We start from the raw sequence: 17,056 nt of genomic DNA on the forward strand, positions 1-17,056 counted from the left end.
GGGACAGCGCAGGGAGAGGGGGGGCCCGGAGTGACCGCTGAGGCCAGGGGTGAGGGGGCGGAAGACGGTCCCGCAGCCGGTGCGGAGCCCGCCCCGACCGAGCGGGGCCGAGGAGCCGGGGGCGGGGCGGAGGGGCCGTTGCGCATCGCGCTGCTCACCTACAAAGGGAACCCGTTCTGCGGCGGACAGGGCGTCTACGTCCGCCACCTCTCCCGCGAACTGGCCCGCCTCGGCCACCGGGTCGAGGTCATCGGCTCCCAGCCCTACCCCGTCCTCGACGAGGGCCACCCCGGACTCACCCTGACCGAGCTGCCCAGCCTTGACCTCTACCGCCAGCCGGACCCCTTCCGCACCCCCCGGCGGGACGAGTACCGGGACTGGATCGACGCCCTCGAAGTCGGCACGATGTGGACCGGCGGCTTCCCCGAACCGCTCACCTTCTCGCTCCGCGCCCGCCGCCACCTGCGCGCCCGCCGGGGCGAGTTCGACGTCGTGCACGACAACCAGACGCTCGGCTACGGACTGCTGGGCGATCTCGGCGCCCCCCTGGTCACCACCGTCCACCACCCCATCACCGTGGACCGGCGGTTGGAGCTGGACGCCGCCGACGGATGGCGCCGCCGCGCCTCGGTGCGCCGCTGGTACGGCTTCACCCGCATGCAGAAGCGGGTCGCCCGCCGCCTGCCGTCGATCCTCACCGTCTCCGGCACCTCCCGGCAGGAGATCGTCGACCACCTCGGGGTGCGCGACGACCGCCTCCACGTCGTCCACATCGGCGCCGACACCGACCTGTTCGCGCCGGATCCGGCCGTGCCCGTTCTGCCGGGCCGGATCGTGACCACGTCCAGCGCCGACGTGCCGCTCAAGGGCCTCGTCTTCCTCGTCGAGGCGCTGGCGAAGGTACGGACCGAGCACCCCGGCGCGCACCTCGTCGTCGTCGGCAGACGGGCCGAGGCCGGACCGGTCGCCCAGGCCGTCGAGCGGTACGGCCTTGAGGGCGCCGTCGAGTTCGTGAAGGGCGTCACGGACGCCGAACTCGTCGACCTGATCCGCTCCGCCGAGGTGGCCTGCGTGCCGTCGCTGTACGAGGGCTTCTCGCTGCCCGCCGCCGAGGCCATGGCCACCGGCACCCCGCTGCTCGCCACGACCGGCGGTGCGATCCCCGAGGTGGCCGGCCGGGACGGGGAGACCTGCCTGGCCGTGCCGCCCGGCGACGCGGGGGCGCTGGCCGCCGGACTGAACAGGCTCCTCGGCGACCCGGAGCTGCGCACCCGCCTCGGCCGCGCGGGCCGCGAACGGGTCCTGCGCCACTTCACCTGGGCCCGAGCCGCTGAAGGAACGGTTGCCCACTACCGCGAGTCCATCGCCCGCGCCGGCGGCACACCGGCCACCCGTGCGGGCTCGCGGCGCGGTCGCCCGGAGCTAACACCGGCCGCCGAGGCCCCGCCCGGCGCCGAACCGGCGGACGGGGCCGCCGCGGGTGTCACGGACGGGCCCGTCCGCCTGGCGGCCGGTCGGGCCGGGGCCGAGCCGGGGGCGGCCGGCCGGGTCGTGGTGTCCGGCGCCGCCGTCGTATCCGGTACCACCGCAGGCACCGACGCCGACCCCAACCGTGAAAGCAGGGCCACGTGCTGACCGTCGACTTCACCCGGTTCCCGCTCGCCCCGGGCGACCGCGTCCTGGACCTCGGCTGCGGAGCCGGCCGGCATGCCTTCGAGTGCTACCGGCGGGGCGCGCGGGTCGTGGCGCTGGACCGCGACGGCGAGGAGATCCGCGAGGTCGCCAAGTGGTTCGCGGCCATGCGGGAGGCGGGCGAGGCGCCCGCGGGCGCCACCGCCACGGCGATGGAGGGCGACGCCCTCGCGCTGCCCTTCCCCGACGAGTCCTTCGACGTCGTCATCATCTCCGAGGTGATGGAGCACATCCCCGACGACAAGGGCGTACTCGCCGAGATGACGCGGGTGCTCAAGCCCGGCGGCCGCATCGCGGTCACCGTGCCGCGCCACGGGCCCGAGAAGGTCTGCTGGGCACTGTCCGACGCCTACCACGAGGTCGAGGGCGGCCACATCCGCATCTACCGCGCCGACGAACTGCTCGCGAAGATCCGCGGCGCGGGCCTCACCCCGTACGGCACCCACCACGCCCACGCCCTGCACTCCCCGTACTGGTGGCTGAAGTGCGCCTTCGGCGTCGACAACGACAAGGCGCTGCCGGTGCGGGCGTACCACAAGCTGCTGGTCTGGGACATCATGAAGAAGCCGCTCGCCACCCGGGTCGCGGAACGGGCGCTGAACCCGGTGCTCGGCAAGAGCTTCGTGGCGTACGCGACCAAGCCCCACCTCCCCGGCGTGCCCGAGGCGCCCGAGGACGCCGAGGTCACCGAGGCGGCCACCCGGTGACCACGCCCCGGACAGAACACCTCGTCCTGCCCGGGGTCCTCACCGCCGAGCAGGCCGCCGCGACCGTAGGCGGGCTGCTCGCCGTGCAACGGGAGGACGGCGCGATCCCCTGGTTCCGCGGCCACCACCTCGACCCGTGGGACCACACCGAGACCGCCATGGCGCTCGACGCGGCGGGCGAGCACGCGGCGGCGGAGCGCGCGTACGCCTGGCTGGCACGCCACCAGAACGACGACGGTTCCTGGTACGCGGCCTACTCGGACGGCGCGCACGACGACGTCACGGACCGCGGGCGCGAGTCCAACTTCGTGGCCTACATAGCCGTCGGCGTCTGGCACCACTACCTCGCCACCGGCGACGACACCTTCCTCGACCGCATGTGGCCGTCCGTGTACGCGGCGGTGGAGTGGGTGCTGCGGCTGCAACGGCCCGGCGGGCAGATCGGCTGGCGGCGCGCGGACGACGGCACCGCCACCACCGACGCGCTGCTCACCGGCAGTTCCTCCGTCCACCACGCGCTGCGCTGCGCGCTCGCCATCGCCGAGCAGCGCGAGGAGTCCCAACCCGACTGGGAGTTGGCCCTCGGCGCGCTGCGCCACGCGATACGCCGCCACCCGGAGCGGTTCCTCGACAAGAGCCGCTACTCGATGGACTGGTACTACCCGGTCCTCGGCGGCGCGCTGCCGACGGCGGAGGCCGAGTCCCGCATGGCGGAGGGCTGGGACCGCTTCGTCGTGCCCGGCCTCGGTGTCCGCTGTGTGGTGCCCAACCCCTGGGTCACCGGCGGCGAGTCCGCCGAACTCGCGCTGACCCTGTGGGCGATGGGCGAGTCCGACCGAGCCCTGGAGATCCTCCGCTCCATCCAGCACCTGCGCGACACGGCCTCCGGCCTGTACTGGACCGGCTACGTCTTCGACGACGACACCGTCTGGCCCCGCGAACTCACCACCTGGACGGCGGGCTCCCTGCTGCTCGCCGTGGCCGCGCTCGGCGGCCACGAGGCCACCTGCGCGGTGTTCGGCGGCGCCCGCCTGCCGCACGGCCTCGACCCCGACTGCTGCGCGTAGCCCCGCGCGGCCCGGACCGCGCGGGGCACTCGTCCGGCGCCCGCCGCTTCCGGCCGTGCGGCACCGGCACCGTGACCGGCGCCGCCGTGCCGTACCCGTACGCCGTGCCGTACCCGTGCGCCGTGCCGTACCCGTGCGCCGTGACCGCGCGGGCCGACCGCCGCGCTCCTGAGGACCCTTGAGCCGCGGCACGGGCGCACCGCAGCGCGGAGCCGGCGTTCGTGGCGAGCGGGCGCGCGAACTTCGTCACCGCCGGTTGCGGTGGAGGCGGGCCGCGGATATGGCGTGGCTCGTCGCCCGGTTCCCCGGGGCCCGGCGGGGCGCGGCGTGTGGCCGGCGGAAGGTGAAAATTGAACGGCCATCCCCCGAGTGGCGTAGTCGGCGCCGTGGCGAGACGCTGCCGGAAGAGGTCTTTTCCGGCCGGGGCGGGAGCCGGGGGGAAGGCCGGGGAGGGAGAAGGGGGACGGGGAGGACTCTGTCTGCTCGGGGAAAAGATCCCGGAGGGAATCCCGTGACTGTACCGATGCGGCGCCTCGTCGTCGCGCTCGTCGTGTGCTGCGCCCTGCTGGCCGGCGCCACCGCCTGCGGGAGCAGCAGCACCACCAGCCGGGAGGAGACACCGGCGGCAGCGGTGCACCTCGCTGCCACGCCCAGTCCCAGCACGTCCGCACAGCGGCAGAAGTTCGCCAAGACCCGGTTCGTGCTGAACGCCGGCCTCGCGGCCGGGGCGACGTACAAGTGGATCGTCAAGCCCGCCAGGGAAGGCAAGTTCAAGAGGGGCGCGAAGCACCGCAGGACCGCTCTGGTCAAGGCCGCGCTCGCGGGTGCCTTCTCGTACAACCGGCTGAAGGCCGCGGTGCGCAACGCCCAGGGCGATCCGGCGCTGGCCAGGGCACTCGCCCCGTTGGAGCGGGGCATCGAGGGGCTCAAGAACCTGCCGGCCAGTCTGCGCAGGGGCGGCAACTCCGGCAACCAGGCGGCCGACTCCTTCAACAACGTCATCAACCAGGTGAAGGACGCCGGACGGAGTCAGGGCGCGGTCGTGCACAACCAGGTGCCGACGACCTCGCAACTGACCAGCGGCGCTAGGAGTTGAGTTCCGCCAGCACGCGGAGCGTGTGCGGGTCCGGCGCGAGGGCCAGCAGGTCCGTCACCGGGCCCGCGCGCCACGCCGTGAGCCGTTCGGCGATCCGCTCCCGCGGGCCGACCAGCGAGATCTCGTCGGCGAACGCGTCCGGCACGGCCCGCACGGCCTCCTCCCGGCGCCCGGACAGGAACAACTCCTGGATCTTCCGCGCCTCGTCGGCGTATCCCATGCGGGCCATCAGATCGGCGTGGAAGTTGCGGGCCGCGTGCCCCATGCCGCCGATGTAGAAGCCGAGCATGGCCTTGACCGGGAGCAGCCCCTCGGCGACGTCGGCGCAGACCCTGACCTGGGCCATGGGGGCGACGAGGAAGCCCTCGGGCAGGTCGCGGAGGGCGGGGCCGTACACCTCGGGCCGGTTCGGGGACCAGTACAGCGGCAGCCAGCCGTCCGCGATCCGGGTGGTCTGGGCGACGTTCCTCGGGCCCTCGGCGCCGAGCAGGACCGGGAGGCCGGCCCGTAGCGGGTGGGTGATCGACTTGAGCGGCTTGCCCAGGCCGGTGGCGTCCGGGCCGCGGTAGGGCAGCGGGTGGAAGGCGCCGTCCACCGTCACCGGCGCGGCCCGGCGCAGCACCTGCCGTACGACGTCGACGTACTCCCGGGTCGCGGTCAGCGGCGACTTCGGGAACGGGCGGCCGTACCAGCCCTCCACCACCTGCGGCCCGGACAGCCCGAGGCCCAGCAGCATCCGTCCGCCCGAGAGGTGGTCCAGGGTGAGGGCGTGCATCGCGGTGGTGGTGGGGGAGCGGGCCGCCATCTGGGCGACCGCCGTCCCCAGCAGGATCCTTGAGGTGCGCGCCGCGATCCAGGTCAGCGGGGTGAACGCGTCCGAACCCCAGGACTCCGCCGTCCACACCGAGTGGTAGCCGAGCCGCTCGGCCTCCCGGGCCAGCGGCACGTGGTCCGCGGCCGGGCCGCGCCCCCAGTAGCCGAGTGCGAGACCGAGCCGCATCACTGCCTCCTGACGATCCGTCAGACAATGCGGTGACTGTACGGCACCGGCCCCCCGCCCGGAAGGGCGAGGGGCCGGTGGCCGTCGGTCGTCGGTCGCGGACCGGTGGCGGCTCAGCCGCGCTGGATGCCGGAGGTGTCCTGGAGCACACCGCGGCGGCCGTCCTGGGTCTGCGCGACGAGCTGCGTCCCGCGCTGCTCGACCGCCAGGTACCAGGTGCCCGGTGCCAGTTCGGCGATCGGGGCCGGCGAGCCGTCCTCGGCGAACAGCGGGCGCGGCACCGGCACGGCGAACCAGAACGGCGAGAACTCCGCCGCGGCCGGGGCCGGCGGCTGGGGCTGCTGCGGAGCCGACTGCGGCTGGCCGAACGGCTGGGCCTGCTGCTGGCCCGGCTGGGGCTGACCCGGCTGGGGCTGGCCGCCGTACGGCTGCTGCGCGGCACCGGGGTAGCCGTAGCCGCTCTGGGGCTGGGCGCCGTACGGCTGTGGGGCGGCGGGCCTGGGCGCCGGGACCAGCTTGGCCTGGAGGGCGGGCAGCAGCGGGGTGGCGATGGCCGCCGCCGCCATGACCAGGGTGGCGACGAGGGCGAGGACCAGACCGGTGCCGGCGCCGGGGCCCTCGGCGGAGCCGCCCAGGTTGTTCGCGGAGCCGGCCGGGTCGATGACGTTGCCGAGCGCGCTCCACGCGGCGAAGACGGAGAAGGCCACGCCGAACGGGCCGAGGTCGAGACCGGCCACCTTGCGGGGCTGCGGCTGCAACCGGGAGACGACGACGAGCGCGGCGCCGATGATCCCGGCGAGGACGACGCCGAACATGACCGGAGCGCTGGACCACAGGCTCGGCAGGTCGATGTTGCTCGGAACCCCGTTGTACGAGTAGTTGTCGAGGAACGACGCGATCAACAGCAACACCGCTGCTCCGATCACCACGCCGTCGCCCCTAGTGAGGGAGCGGATGTTCACTTCAGGTCCTTCGTAGGTCTTCTCGTCGTCGGTGGAGGCGTCGCTTGCGCCGTGTCGCCCTCGGGGCCCGGTGTGCAGCAGCGGGGGGCGGCCCCTCGTGGTAGGGACCATATCGTCCGTGCGATCACGCTGTCCGCCCGGTGTGGCGCGCGGAACCCTACCTGCGCAGGAAACTCATGATTCCCTCAGAGATGCCCTCCGCCGCCTTCTGCCGCCAGGCGCCGCTGGTCAACTCCGCCGCGTCCTTGCTGTCGCGCATGTTGCCGCACTCGATGAAGACCTTCGGAACCGTTGACAGATTGAGACCGCCCAGGTCCTCGCGGGTGACGAGGCCCGTGCCGCCGCCGACGTAGTTGGCGGGCGCGCTGCCCGTCGCGCGGACGAAGTTGCCCGCGATCCGCTCGCCGAGGTCGCGGGAGGGGCCGACGATCGGGCGGGTGTCGGCACCGCCCGCGTGCACGGCGCCGGGCAGGATGACGTGGAATCCGCGGTTGCCGGTGGCCGAGCCGTCCGCGTGGATCGAGATCGCCGCGTCCGCGTGCGCGGTGTTGCCGATCCGGGCGCGCTCGTCCACGCACGGCCCCCACGGCGGGTCGTCGTGGTCATGGGTCAGCTTCACCGTGGCGCCCTGCTGCTCCAGCAGCGTGCGCAGCCGGTGCGAGACGTCCAGGGTGAACTGCGCCTCCGGGTAGCCGTCGTTGGTGGACGTGCCCGTGGTGTCGCATTCCTTGGCGTTATTGCCGATATTTACCTTGCGGTTGATTTCGGCCGTGTGTTGGAAGTTGCCCGGATTGTGCCCCGGGTCGATGACGACCACCTTCCCCGCGAGCGGCTCGGAGCCGGTGGCGGCCGGTGCCGCGGGCGTCGGTTTGGCGTCGTCGCGCGGGGAGCCCGAGGAGCCCGAGGAGCCCGAGGAGTCCGGCGCGCCGGATGACGCCGACGAGCGCCCGGAGGCGGCGGACGCCGCGGAGGAGGCCGAGGACGCCGGTGGCGTGGCCGCGCCGCCCGCGGCGGCGGAGCCGTGCGAGCCGCCCACCGCCTCGTACACGAGCCAGCCGGCCAGCGCGCCCGGTACCAGGGCGGCCAGCGCGACCGTGAGCGGTGCGCGCCGTGAGCGGCGCGGTTGCTGGGGTTCGAAGTCGGGGCCTAGGTAGGACACGGGTGCGACTCTAACGTGGGGCTCGGATCCCCGCCCCCGTTCGCCGCAGCACGCGCAGCGAGCCGTGGCCCGCGCTCTCGGTGAACGCGCCGGATTCCAGCGCCCGGAGGTAGACCCGGTAGGGGGCCTGGCCGGTGAACTCGTCCGCCGGGTCGGGGAAGACGTCGTGGATGACGAGCAGTCCGCCCTGGGCCAGCCGGGGGGCCCAGCCCTCGTAGTCGGCGCCGGCGTGCTCGTCGGTGTGCCCGCCGTCGATGAAGACGAGGCCGAGCGGGGAGGTCCACAGGGCGGCGATCCGCGGCGAGCGGCCGACCAGGGCGACCACGTGCTCCTCAAGACCCGCCCGGTGCAGGGTCCGGCGGAACGCGGGCAGCGTGTCCATCAGACCGACCTCGAAGTCGACCGTCTCCGGGTCGTGGTACTCCCAGCCCGGCTGCTGCTCCTCGCTGCCGCGGTGGTGGTCCACGGTGAGCGCCTGCACACCGTGGAGCCGGGCGGCGTCCGCGAGCAGGATCGTCGAACGCCCGCAGTAGGTGCCGACCTCCAGCAGCGGCAGCCCCAGCCGTCCCGCCTCCACGGCCGCCGCGTACAGCGCGAGCCCCTCGTCCCGGGGCATGAACCCCTTCGCCGCCTCGAACGCGGCCAGGATCTCGGGCTTCGGCACGGCGGGCATGGCGGTCCTCTCGGTCGGTCGGCCACCCGGTCCGGGTGCGCAGGTGCGGGCCGGTGTGCGGGTCCGTACGGGCGCTCATGCTGCCGCACCCCCCGGCGCGGGGCGACGGGGGGTGCGGCGGTGCCGGCTTCGGGCGGTGCCGCCCGGCGGCGGACTCAGGCGGGGACGGTCTCGCCGGGGAGGGCGAGGTCCAGGTCGACCGGGCGGTCCTCGCCCGTGTGGGTCGCGGAGGAGGCGTGCGGGCCGTGGCCCGCGGCCCGCGCCGCCAGGACGTAGGGGCCCTCGGCGGGCACGGCGAGCGCGTAGCTGCCGTCCTCCGCGGAGACGGTGGCGCCCGCCTGCCGGCCCCGGCGGTCTATCAGGGTGACCTTGGCGCGGGCCACCGGGGCGCCGTCGGCGCCCACGACCCGGCCGCGGAAGCCGCGCAGCACCTGCTCGGCGTGCTTGAGGTTGGCCTCCTCCTCGCTGCTGGCGCGCAGTTGCGAGGTGCGGTGGGGCTTCGGCAGGAACACCGCCAGGACGAGCCCCACCGCCACCGCGGCCGTCGCGATCAGGAAGGAGACACGGAAGCCGTGCAGGGTCGGGACCGCGACGCCGCCCACGTTGTTCGCCGTGTTGGCCAGCACCATGCCGATGACGGCGCTCGACACGGACGTACCGATGGACCGCATCAGGGTGTTGAGCCCGTTGGCCGCGCCGGTCTCCGCGGCCGGGACCGCGCCGACGATCAGCGCGGGCAGCGAGGAGTAGGCGAGGCCGATGCCCGCGCCGATGATCACCGAGATGACGGCGCTCTGCCAGGCGGCGCTCATCAGGCCGAGGCCGGCGCCGTAGCCGACCCCGATGATCAGCATGCCGAGGATCAGGGTGGTCTTGGGGCCGTACTTCGCGGAGAGCCGGGCGTAGACGGGTGCCGTGAACATCATCGTCAGGCCGAGCGGCGCCACCAGCAGGCCCGCGACGACCATCGACTGGCCGAGGCCGTACCCGGTGGACTTCGGCAGCTGGAGCAGCTGGGGCAGGACCAGCGAGATGACGAAGAAGGAGACCCCGACCATGATCGAGGCGAGGTTGGTGAGCAGGACCTCGCGGCGGGCGGTGGTGCGCAGGTCGACGAGGGGTGCCTTGACGCGCAGTTCCATCAGGCCCCACAGCAGCAGCACCACGACGGCCGCGCCGAACAGGCCGAGCGTTTTGCCGGACGACCAGCCCCAGTCGCTGCCCTTGGTGACCGGCAGGAGCAGCAGGACCATGCCCGCGGACAGGCCGAGCGCGCCCGGCAGGTCGAAGGTGCCGGACGCCCGCATCGGGGACTCGGGCACGGCGAGGAGGGTGAGCAGGATGGCGAGGACGCCGAGGCCGGCGGCACCGTAGAACAGGGCGTGCCAGTCGGTGTGCTGGGCGACCAGGGCCGCGGCGGGCAGCGCGAGGCCGCCGCCGACGCCGATGGACGAACTCATCAGGGCCATCGCCGAGCCGAGCCGTTCGCGCGGCAGCATGTCGCGCATCAGGCCGATGCCGAGCGGGATCGCACCCATCGCGAAGCCCTGGAGCGTACGGCCCACGATCACCGTGATCAGCTGGCTGGTGACCGCGCTGATCAGCGCGCCGATCACCATCACCGCGAGGCTGGATATCAGCATCCGCCGCTTGCCGTACAGGTCGCCGAGGCGGCCCATGATCGGCGTGGCCACGGCGCCGGACAGAAGGGTCGAGGTCAGTACCCAGGTGGCGTTGCTCGGCGAGGTGCTCAGCAGCTGCGGCAGGTCCTTGACGACCGGGACGAGCAGGGTCTGCATCACCGCGACCACGATGCCGGCGAAGGCGAGGACGGGGACCACGGCCCCGCTCGCTCTCCGGGGGTGCTGGTCGTTCGTGTGCGTCATGAAGTATGGCCTCCGGGCCGGAAGAGAGAAGTCGGTCGATGAACCGCGCGGGATGGGTGCTCGGTGAACCTCGTATGCGCGGGCAACTATTCCGTCGCTTCGAGCCCTGACGGATCCTTGACCTTCCCATGGGGATCTGATTCTTCGTCAGGGGGATGGTCTCCGAGTGGAACACGTTCTAGTCTGACGCGTCATGAAGGTCTATGTGGCCGGGGTCGGGATGACCAGGTTCGAGAAACCCGAGACCCGTGACTGGCAGTACTGGGACATGGCGCGGGAAGCGGGCGGCGCCGCGCTCGCCGACGCCGGAATCTCCTACTCCGAAGTAGAACAGGTTGCTGTCGGCTACTGCTTCCAGCCCTCGACGGCCGGTCAGCGCGCCGCCTACGAACTCGGACTGACCGGCGTACCCGTCTACAACCTGAACAACAACTGCGCCACCGGCTCCACCGCGCTGATGCTGGCCCGCCAACTCGTCGAGGGCGGCGTCTGCGACTGCGTCCTCGCGCTCGGCTTCGAGAAGATGAAACGCGGCGCGCTCGGCTCAGGCGCCGACGGCGGGGACTTCGCCACCTCACCGGTCGCCCGTCACTACGGCGTGATGGCCGCCCGGCACGGCTTCGAACAGACCCCGCCGACCGCCCAGATCTTCGGCGACGCGGCCCGCGAACACATGGAGCGGTACGGCACCACCGAGGCACAGCTCGCCGCCGTGGCCGCCAAGAACCACCGGCACTCCGCGCACAACCCGAACGCCCAGTTCCAGGACGTGTACGAGGTCGCCGACGTGCTCGCCGCCCGCACCGTGCACCGGCCGCTGACCAAGCTCCAGTGCTCGCCGACCTCGGACGGCGCGGCGGCGGCCGTGGTGGTCTCCGAACGGTTCGCCGAGCGGCACGGGCCGGCCGGACTCGTCGAGATCGCCGGGCAGGCCATGACCACGGACACCGAGGAGTCCTTCGCGTCCGGCTCCTGCATCGACGTGGTCGGCCTGCCGATGTCCCGCACGGCGGCCCGGCAGGCGTACGAGAGGGCCGGACTCGGCATCGACGACGTGGACGTGGTGGAACTCCACGACTGCTTTTCCGTCAACGAACTGCTGACGTACGAGGCACTGGGCATGTGCGCGACCGGGGAGTCCGGCGGACTCGTCGAGTCCGGCGCCACCACCTACGGCGGCCGATGGGTGGTGAACCCGTCGGGCGGCCTGATCTCCAAGGGGCACCCGCTCGGCGCCACCGGCCTCGCCCAGGTCGCCGAACTGGCCTGGCAGTTGCGCGGCGAGGCGGGGGAACGGCAGGTGCCCGGGGCGCGGGTCGGCCTGGCGCACAACATCGGACTGGGCGGCGCCGCGGTGGTGACCCTGGTGCGGGCGGTGTGAGCGGTGCGACCCGGTGCGAGCGGGGCCGAGGACGTAGGCCGCACGGCCTAGGTCCGGCCCCGGACACACGTGGTCCGAAATTCCGATGGAAAGGACCGTAACCGGCTTGAGAACATGACACCCATGCTCGAAGCCGCTGACCCCACCCGAATACGCACCCGGACCGCACCCGCCACCTGGCTGGTCGTGGCACTCGCCTGCGCCGGACAGTTCCTCGTCGTGCTGGACGTGTCCGTGGTCAACGTGGCGCTGCCGTCGATGCGCACCGACCTGGGGCTGAGCGGTCCGGGACTCCAGTGGGTCGTGAACGCGTACGCCATCGCCTTCGCCGGGTTCATGCTGCTCGGCGGACGCGCCGGCGACCTGTACGGACGCAAGCGGATGTTCCTCGTGGGGCTCGGGCTGTTCACCCTGGCCTCGCTGGGCGGCGGGATCGCCCAGGACGGCTGGCAGTTGCTGCTCGCGCGCGCCGCGCAAGGACTGGGCGCCGCCGTGCTCGCGCCCGCGACGCTGACCCTGCTGACCGCGGCGGTGCCTCAGGGCCCGGCCCGCGCGCGGGCCGTGGCCACCTGGACCGCGGTGGGCGCGGGCGGCGGGGCCGCCGGCGGACTGGTCGGCGGGGTGCTGGTGGACGTGCTGTCCTGGCGGTGGGTGCTGCTCATCAACGTGCCCGTCGGCGCGCTGGTGCTGGCCGGCTCCCTGGTCTGGCTGGTGGAGAGCCGGGCGGGGGACCGGCACCGGCTGGACCTGCCGGGCGCGCTGCTGGTCACGGCGGGCCTCGCGACGCTCGCGTACGGCATCGTGCAGACCGAGTCCGAGGGCTGGACGGCCGCGGCCACCCTGGTGCCGCTGCTCGCCGGGCTGCTGCTGCTCGGGCTGTTCCTGCTGGCCGAGGCGCGGGCGAGCGTGCCGCTCATGCCGCTGCGGCTGCTGCGGCAGCGGCCGGTGGCCTCCGCGAACGCGGCGATGCTCGTATCCGGTTCGGCCATGTTCTCCATGTGGTACTTCATGACCCTGTACGCGCAGAACGTGCTCGGCTATTCGCCGCTGGAGGCCGGGTTCGCGCTGGTGCCCAGCTCGCTGGCCGTGGTGATCGGCTCGAAGCTGGCGCCGCGCCTCATGCCCGTGCTCGGATCGCGGAACGTGGCGGTGCTCGGGACCGTGGTGGCCATGGCCGGGTTCGGCTGGCAGTCGGCGATGAGCCCGCACGGGGCGTACGCCACGGAGATCATGCTGCCCGGCGTGCTCATGATGCTCGGGGCGGGCCTCGCCGCCACCCCGCTCGCCTCGCTGGCCACCTCGGGGGCGGCGCCCGGCGACGCCGGTCTGGTCTCCGGCCTGATCAACACCTCGCGCACGATGGGCGGTTCGCTGGGACTCGCCGTCCTGTCGACCGTCGCCGCCGGCCGCTCCGCGGGCGCCTCGACCCCGCAGGCGCTGACCGACGGCTACGCCCTCGCCTTCCGTACGAGCGCGGTCATGCTGCTGGGCGCGGCGGTGCTGATCCTGCTGTGGCTGCCGCGCAGGACGCCGGCGCCGGCGCCGTCCCTGGGCTGAAGGGGCGGACCCGGCCACCGGTTCTGGCGCGGGCCGTTGCCACGGCCGGCCGGCCGGTATGGAATGAACCGCCGAACACACCCGGCCGGTGCCGGGTGCCGCACCCGAGCCAACCGAGCCACCCGAGCCACCCGAGCCACCCGAGCCACCCGAGCCACCCGAGCCACCCGAGGAGACGACCATGGTCGCGAGGCCCCCTGTGCCCCCGTTCACCCGGGAGACCGCCGCCGAGAAGGTCCGCCTGGCCGAGGACGCGTGGAACACCCGGGACCCCGAGCGGGTGGCCCTCGCCTACACGGTCGACAGCCGCTGGCGCAACCGCGGCGAGTTCCTCGACGGCCGTGCGGAGATCGTCGCCTTCCTCACCCGGAAGTGGACCAGGGAGCAGGACTACCGGCTCATCAAGGAGCTGTGGGCGTTCGACGGGAACCGCATCGCCGTGCGCTTCGCCTACGAGTGCCACGACGACACGGGCAACTGGTTCCGCTCCTACGGGAACGAGAACTGGGAGTTCGACGAGGAGGGCCTGATGCGGGTCCGCCTGGCGAGCATCAACGACCTCCCGATCAGCGAAACGGAACGCAAGTACCACTGGCCCCTCGGCCGACGGCCCGACGACCACCCGGGCCTGAGCGACCTGGGCCTGTGACGCCGCCGGTCACAGCCAGCCCTGCTGACGGGCCTCCCGTACCGCCTCCATGCGGTTGCGGGTGCCCGTCTTGCCGATGGCCGCGGAAAGGTAGTTGCGGACCGTCGACTCCGACAGGTGGAGCTTCGCCGCGATGTCCGCGACGGTCGCGCCGTCCACCGACGCCTTCAGCACCTCGCACTCCCGGCCGGTCAGCGGACTCGGCCCCGCGCTCAGCGCGGCGGCGGCCAGCGCCGGGTCGACCACCGTCTCCCCGGCGAGCACCCGCCGGATCGCCACCGCCAGGTCCTCCACCGGCCCGTCCTTGACCAGGAACCCGGCCGCCCCGGCCTCCATGGCCCGGCGCAGATAGCCGGGTCGGCCGAACGTCGTCAGGATCAGCACCCGGCAGTCGGGCACCTGCTCGCGCAGCTCGGCCGCCGCGTCCAGCCCGCTCATGCCCGGCAGTTCGATGTCGAGGAGGGCGACGTCGGGCCGGTGGCCGAGCGCGGCGTCCACGATCGCGTCGCCCGCGGAGACCTGGGCCACCACCTCCAGATCGCCCTCCATGCCGAGCAGCAGGGCCAGCGCGCCGCGCATCATGCCCTGGTCCTCGGCGAGGAGAACTCTGGTACGCCTGGCCGGGCGGCGCTCCTGCGGCATCTCGTTCATGAAGGACAGGCTAGGCGGGGCGGTCGCCGGCACGCGCCGGGCGGGGCGGGGGCGCGCAGCTCGGCACGCGGCACGCGGTACTCGTCCGGTGTGCGCGGCACGCCGTCCGGCGCCCGGCCCGGCGGTCAGCGCGCGCCGGGCACCGCGACCGTTCCTACGCTCGACAACTCGGCCGGTTCCACCGGGAGTTCGGCGGTGACCGCGAAGCCGCCGCGCGGCGCGGGGCCGGCCCGCAACGAACCGCCCGCCGTGGCGAGCCGCTCGGTCAGCCCCGTCAGCCCGGTACCGCCGATGCCCGGCCGACCGACGCCCTGCCGGACCCGGTCACCGCCACCGGCCCCTTTGCGCGCCACCCCGGCCCCCTGCCACGCCACACCGGCCGACCCACCCGCGTCCCTGCCGTCGCCCGCGTCCGTCCTCGTGCCGCGGCCCGTGCCCGCGTCCGTATCGTCGCCCGCGTCCGCCCTCGTGCCGCGGCCCGTGCCCGCGTCCGCATCGTCGTCCGCGTCCGCGTCCGCGCCCGTGCCGTTGTCCGTGACCGTGCCGTAGTCCGCGCCCGTGCCGTTGTCCGTGACCGTGCCGTAGTCCGCGCCCGTGCCGTTGTCCGTGACCGTGAGCCGGACCCGCTCCGCGGCGGAGTCGACCGCGATCTCGCAGCGGCTCGCGTCGCTGTGCCGTACGACGTTGGTGACCGCCTCGCGGACCACCCAGCCCAGCAGCGCCTCCGCCTGCGGGGCGAGCGGGGTGCCGGACTGCCGGACCACCGGCTCCACGCCCGCCGCGGACAGCGCCGAGCGGGCCCGGTCCAGCTCGGTGGCGAGGCTGCCCTCCCGGTAGCCGGTCACCGCCTCGCGGATCTCGGTCAGCGCCTGCCTGCCGACCGACTCGATGTCGCCGATCTGGGTCAGCGCGGCGTCCATGTCGCGCGGCGCCAGCCTGCGGGCCGCCTCCGACTTCACCACGATCACCGACAGGGTGTGCCCGAGGAGATCGTGCAGGTCACGGGAGAAACGCAGCCGCTCCTTCTCCACGGCGCGGCGGGCCAGCTCCTCACGGGCGGCGCGCAGCTCCCGCACGGCCTCGGCGAGGGAGAGTATCGCCGCCGTCACCATCGTCGACAGGAACGTGCCGTAGGCGATGGTCACCCCGTCCGAGCCGTCCCGCAGCCAGGACACCACGCCCGCGTACCCGGCCAGCAGCAGCCCCGCCCGGCCCAGCCACGGACCGCGCAGGGTCGCCCCCGTCGCCAGGCCGAGCAGCGGGAAGAACATCAGCCAGCTGCCGCCGTACCCGATGGCCAGGACGCTGGTCACCAGGGCCATCAGCCCCAGCGCGACCCGGGTGGCCGGCTCCGCGCGCCGCGCCTTGTCGAAGGAGCGGAAGGTCACGTAGATGTAGAGGGAATTGAAGGCGAGCAGGCCCAGCGCGCCCACCCACGGGTCGGAGGTCTGCCCCTGGAGGAGGTTGGAGAGGGCACCCATCCCCATCAGCAGCCAGGGCAGCAGGGCGAACCCGGTGGGCGGCGGGCCCGGATGCTCGGGCACCCGCCCGGTCCCGCGGGCCGCCCTCCGCTCGGCCTTGAAGCGCGCCATCTCCGCCTTCCACCTGGCCCGTTCCACCCGCCAGTCGCCGACCTGGCAGGCCACGCCGCGCCACCACTTCATACCCCTGCCCCAGCTCATGGTCCTGCCCCCGTTCCTGGTCCTGCCCCGTGTTGGAAGGTCCGCTCAGAAGGTCCGCGCCCCACGGCGGTACGAGAACACGGCGTACGCGCCGAACGCCATGACCCAGGCCACCAGCACGAGAAGGGCATCGAGGGCCGGGGCGTGTCCGTCCGCGACCGAGACGCCGAGCCCGGCGAAGCGGTTCGAGGGTGTCCAGGCGGACACGGACCGCAGCCAGCCGGGGAAGAGGGTGACGGGGAACCACAGGCCGCCCAGCACCGCCAGACCCAGGTTGCACACCATGTTCGCCACGCCCGTGGCCGGTCCGGTCAGCCGGTAGCCGTTGCCGAGGCCGAGCAGCGTGAAGGGGATCGAGCCGAGCCACAGCAGAAGCGCGATCGCCGCCCACTGCCACGGCCGCAGCCGTACCCCGTTGACCAGGCCGCCCGCCGCGAGCACCGCGACGATCGCGGGCAGCACGGTCACCGCACCGGTCAGCGCCCGCCCGGTCACCACCTCGCGCGGGGTCATCGGGGTCACCCGCAACTGGCGCAGCCAGCCGACCGCCCGGTCCTCGGCGACCGCGCCGCCGGTGTTCAGCGCCGAGCCGACCGCGCCGTACGCGGCCATGCCGACCATGCCGGTGGTCCGCCAGCCGGTGTCGTCGCCCCCGCCGAGGTTGGTGAACAGCAGGTACATCATCACCGGCATGACGATCCCGCCGATCACGAACCCGGTGTCGCGCAGCGTCCGGCGCACCTCAAGACGCAGGTAGTGGCCCATCACACGGCCTCCGTCGCGGGGCCGGCCGCTGCTGCCGCTGCCGCCGCCGACGACGACACGGATTCCCCCGTCGGCAGGGGCGCCGCCGTCCAGCCGGTCTCCGCTGTCGGCACGGGTTCTGTTATCGCC

General features: G+C 73.6%; 15 protein-coding genes. 7 read left to right on the plus strand and 8 right to left on the minus strand.

Annotation, left to right across the window (positions count from 1 at the left end; genetic code table 11):
* Nucleotides 1-30 precede the first annotated feature (30 nt).
* The 4 genes from ACFC09_RS11755 to ACFC09_RS11770 all read left to right on the plus strand — a co-directional run bounded on the left by ACFC09_RS11755 (nucleotide 31) and on the right by ACFC09_RS11770 (nucleotide 4,562).
* Nucleotides 31-1,635 (plus strand): glycosyltransferase family 4 protein, encoded by a 1,605-nt coding sequence (locus tag ACFC09_RS11755; RefSeq protein WP_376526086.1) that lies wholly within the window; start codon nucleotides 31-33, stop codon nucleotides 1,633-1,635.
* Nucleotides 1,629-2,399: a class I SAM-dependent methyltransferase gene (locus ACFC09_RS11760; RefSeq protein WP_376526088.1), complete on the plus strand. Its 771-nt coding sequence runs from the start codon at nucleotides 1,629-1,631 to the stop codon at nucleotides 2,397-2,399. Before ACFC09_RS11755 ends, ACFC09_RS11760 begins: the two co-directional genes overlap by 7 nt.
* The gene (locus ACFC09_RS11765) at nucleotides 2,396-3,466 is read left to right on the plus strand and encodes a prenyltransferase (RefSeq protein ID WP_376526089.1); all 1,071 of its coding nucleotides are present in this window, start codon (nucleotides 2,396-2,398) and stop codon (nucleotides 3,464-3,466) included. The genes ACFC09_RS11760 and ACFC09_RS11765 overlap by 4 nt, the downstream gene beginning before the upstream one ends.
* Nucleotides 3,467-3,977: 511 nt before the next feature.
* Nucleotides 3,978-4,562, plus strand: coding sequence for a hypothetical protein (locus tag ACFC09_RS11770; protein WP_376526091.1), 585 nt, complete (start codon nucleotides 3,978-3,980; stop codon nucleotides 4,560-4,562).
* On the opposite strand, the gene ACFC09_RS11775 is transcribed toward ACFC09_RS11770, so the two are convergent.
* The 5 genes from ACFC09_RS11775 to ACFC09_RS11795 form a co-directional block, all read right to left on the minus strand.
* Entirely contained in the window at nucleotides 4,552-5,562 is a 1,011-nt protein-coding gene (locus ACFC09_RS11775) for an LLM class F420-dependent oxidoreductase (protein WP_376526093.1), read from the minus strand. The two genes, ACFC09_RS11770 and ACFC09_RS11775, sit on opposite strands and share 11 nt — an antisense overlap.
* 113 nt (nucleotides 5,563-5,675) lie before the next feature.
* A complete protein-coding gene (locus tag ACFC09_RS11780) occupies nucleotides 5,676-6,524 on the minus strand; it encodes a hypothetical protein (RefSeq protein ID WP_376526094.1) in 849 nt (282 codons plus the stop codon).
* A 157-nt stretch (nucleotides 6,525-6,681) separates the two neighbouring features.
* On the minus strand, nucleotides 6,682-7,683 hold the full coding sequence (locus ACFC09_RS11785; protein WP_376526096.1) for an N-acetylmuramoyl-L-alanine amidase: 1,002 nt from the start codon (nucleotides 7,681-7,683) through the stop codon (nucleotides 6,682-6,684).
* Between the two features lie 10 nt (nucleotides 7,684-7,693).
* On the minus strand, nucleotides 7,694-8,356 hold the full coding sequence (locus ACFC09_RS11790; RefSeq protein ID WP_376526097.1) for a class I SAM-dependent methyltransferase: 663 nt from the start codon (nucleotides 8,354-8,356) through the stop codon (nucleotides 7,694-7,696).
* Nucleotides 8,357-8,511: 155 nt separating this feature from the next.
* Nucleotides 8,512-10,242 carry an MFS transporter gene (locus ACFC09_RS11795; RefSeq protein WP_376526100.1) on the minus strand — a complete coding sequence of 577 codons (1,731 nt, stop codon included), beginning with the start codon at nucleotides 10,240-10,242 and terminating at the stop codon, nucleotides 8,512-8,514.
* 193 nt (nucleotides 10,243-10,435) lie between these two features.
* On the opposite strand from ACFC09_RS11795, the gene ACFC09_RS11800 reads away from it, so the two are divergent.
* From ACFC09_RS11800 to ACFC09_RS11810, 3 genes are all read left to right on the plus strand, one after another.
* Complete coding sequence (locus ACFC09_RS11800; RefSeq protein ID WP_376526101.1) at nucleotides 10,436-11,623, plus strand: lipid-transfer protein; 1,188 nt, start codon at nucleotides 10,436-10,438, stop codon at nucleotides 11,621-11,623.
* 114 nt (nucleotides 11,624-11,737) lie between these two features.
* Complete coding sequence (locus tag ACFC09_RS11805; RefSeq protein ID WP_376526103.1) at nucleotides 11,738-13,180, plus strand: MFS transporter; 1,443 nt, start codon at nucleotides 11,738-11,740, stop codon at nucleotides 13,178-13,180.
* 181 nt (nucleotides 13,181-13,361) lie between these two features.
* A complete protein-coding gene (locus tag ACFC09_RS11810) occupies nucleotides 13,362-13,829 on the plus strand; it encodes a DUF1348 family protein (protein ID WP_376526105.1) in 468 nt (155 codons plus the stop codon).
* Nucleotides 13,830-13,838: 9 nt separating this feature from the next.
* On the opposite strand, the gene ACFC09_RS11815 is transcribed toward ACFC09_RS11810, so the two are convergent.
* The 3 genes from ACFC09_RS11815 to ACFC09_RS11825 form a co-directional block, all read right to left on the minus strand.
* On the minus strand, nucleotides 13,839-14,480 hold the full coding sequence (locus ACFC09_RS11815; RefSeq protein WP_376526107.1) for a response regulator: 642 nt from the start codon (nucleotides 14,478-14,480) through the stop codon (nucleotides 13,839-13,841).
* Nucleotides 14,481-14,605: 125 nt separating this feature from the next.
* Complete coding sequence (locus ACFC09_RS11820) at nucleotides 14,606-16,162, minus strand: sensor histidine kinase (RefSeq protein WP_376526108.1); 1,557 nt, start codon at nucleotides 16,160-16,162, stop codon at nucleotides 14,606-14,608.
* Between the two features lie 45 nt (nucleotides 16,163-16,207).
* Nucleotides 16,208-16,927, minus strand: coding sequence for an ABC transporter permease (locus tag ACFC09_RS11825; RefSeq protein WP_376526110.1), 720 nt, complete (start codon nucleotides 16,925-16,927; stop codon nucleotides 16,208-16,210).
* Nucleotides 16,928-17,056 lie beyond the last annotated feature (129 nt).

This window comes from Streptomyces sp. NPDC056161 (assembly GCF_042268025.1).
GTDB lineage: Bacteria > Actinomycetota > Actinomycetes > Streptomycetales > Streptomycetaceae > Streptomyces.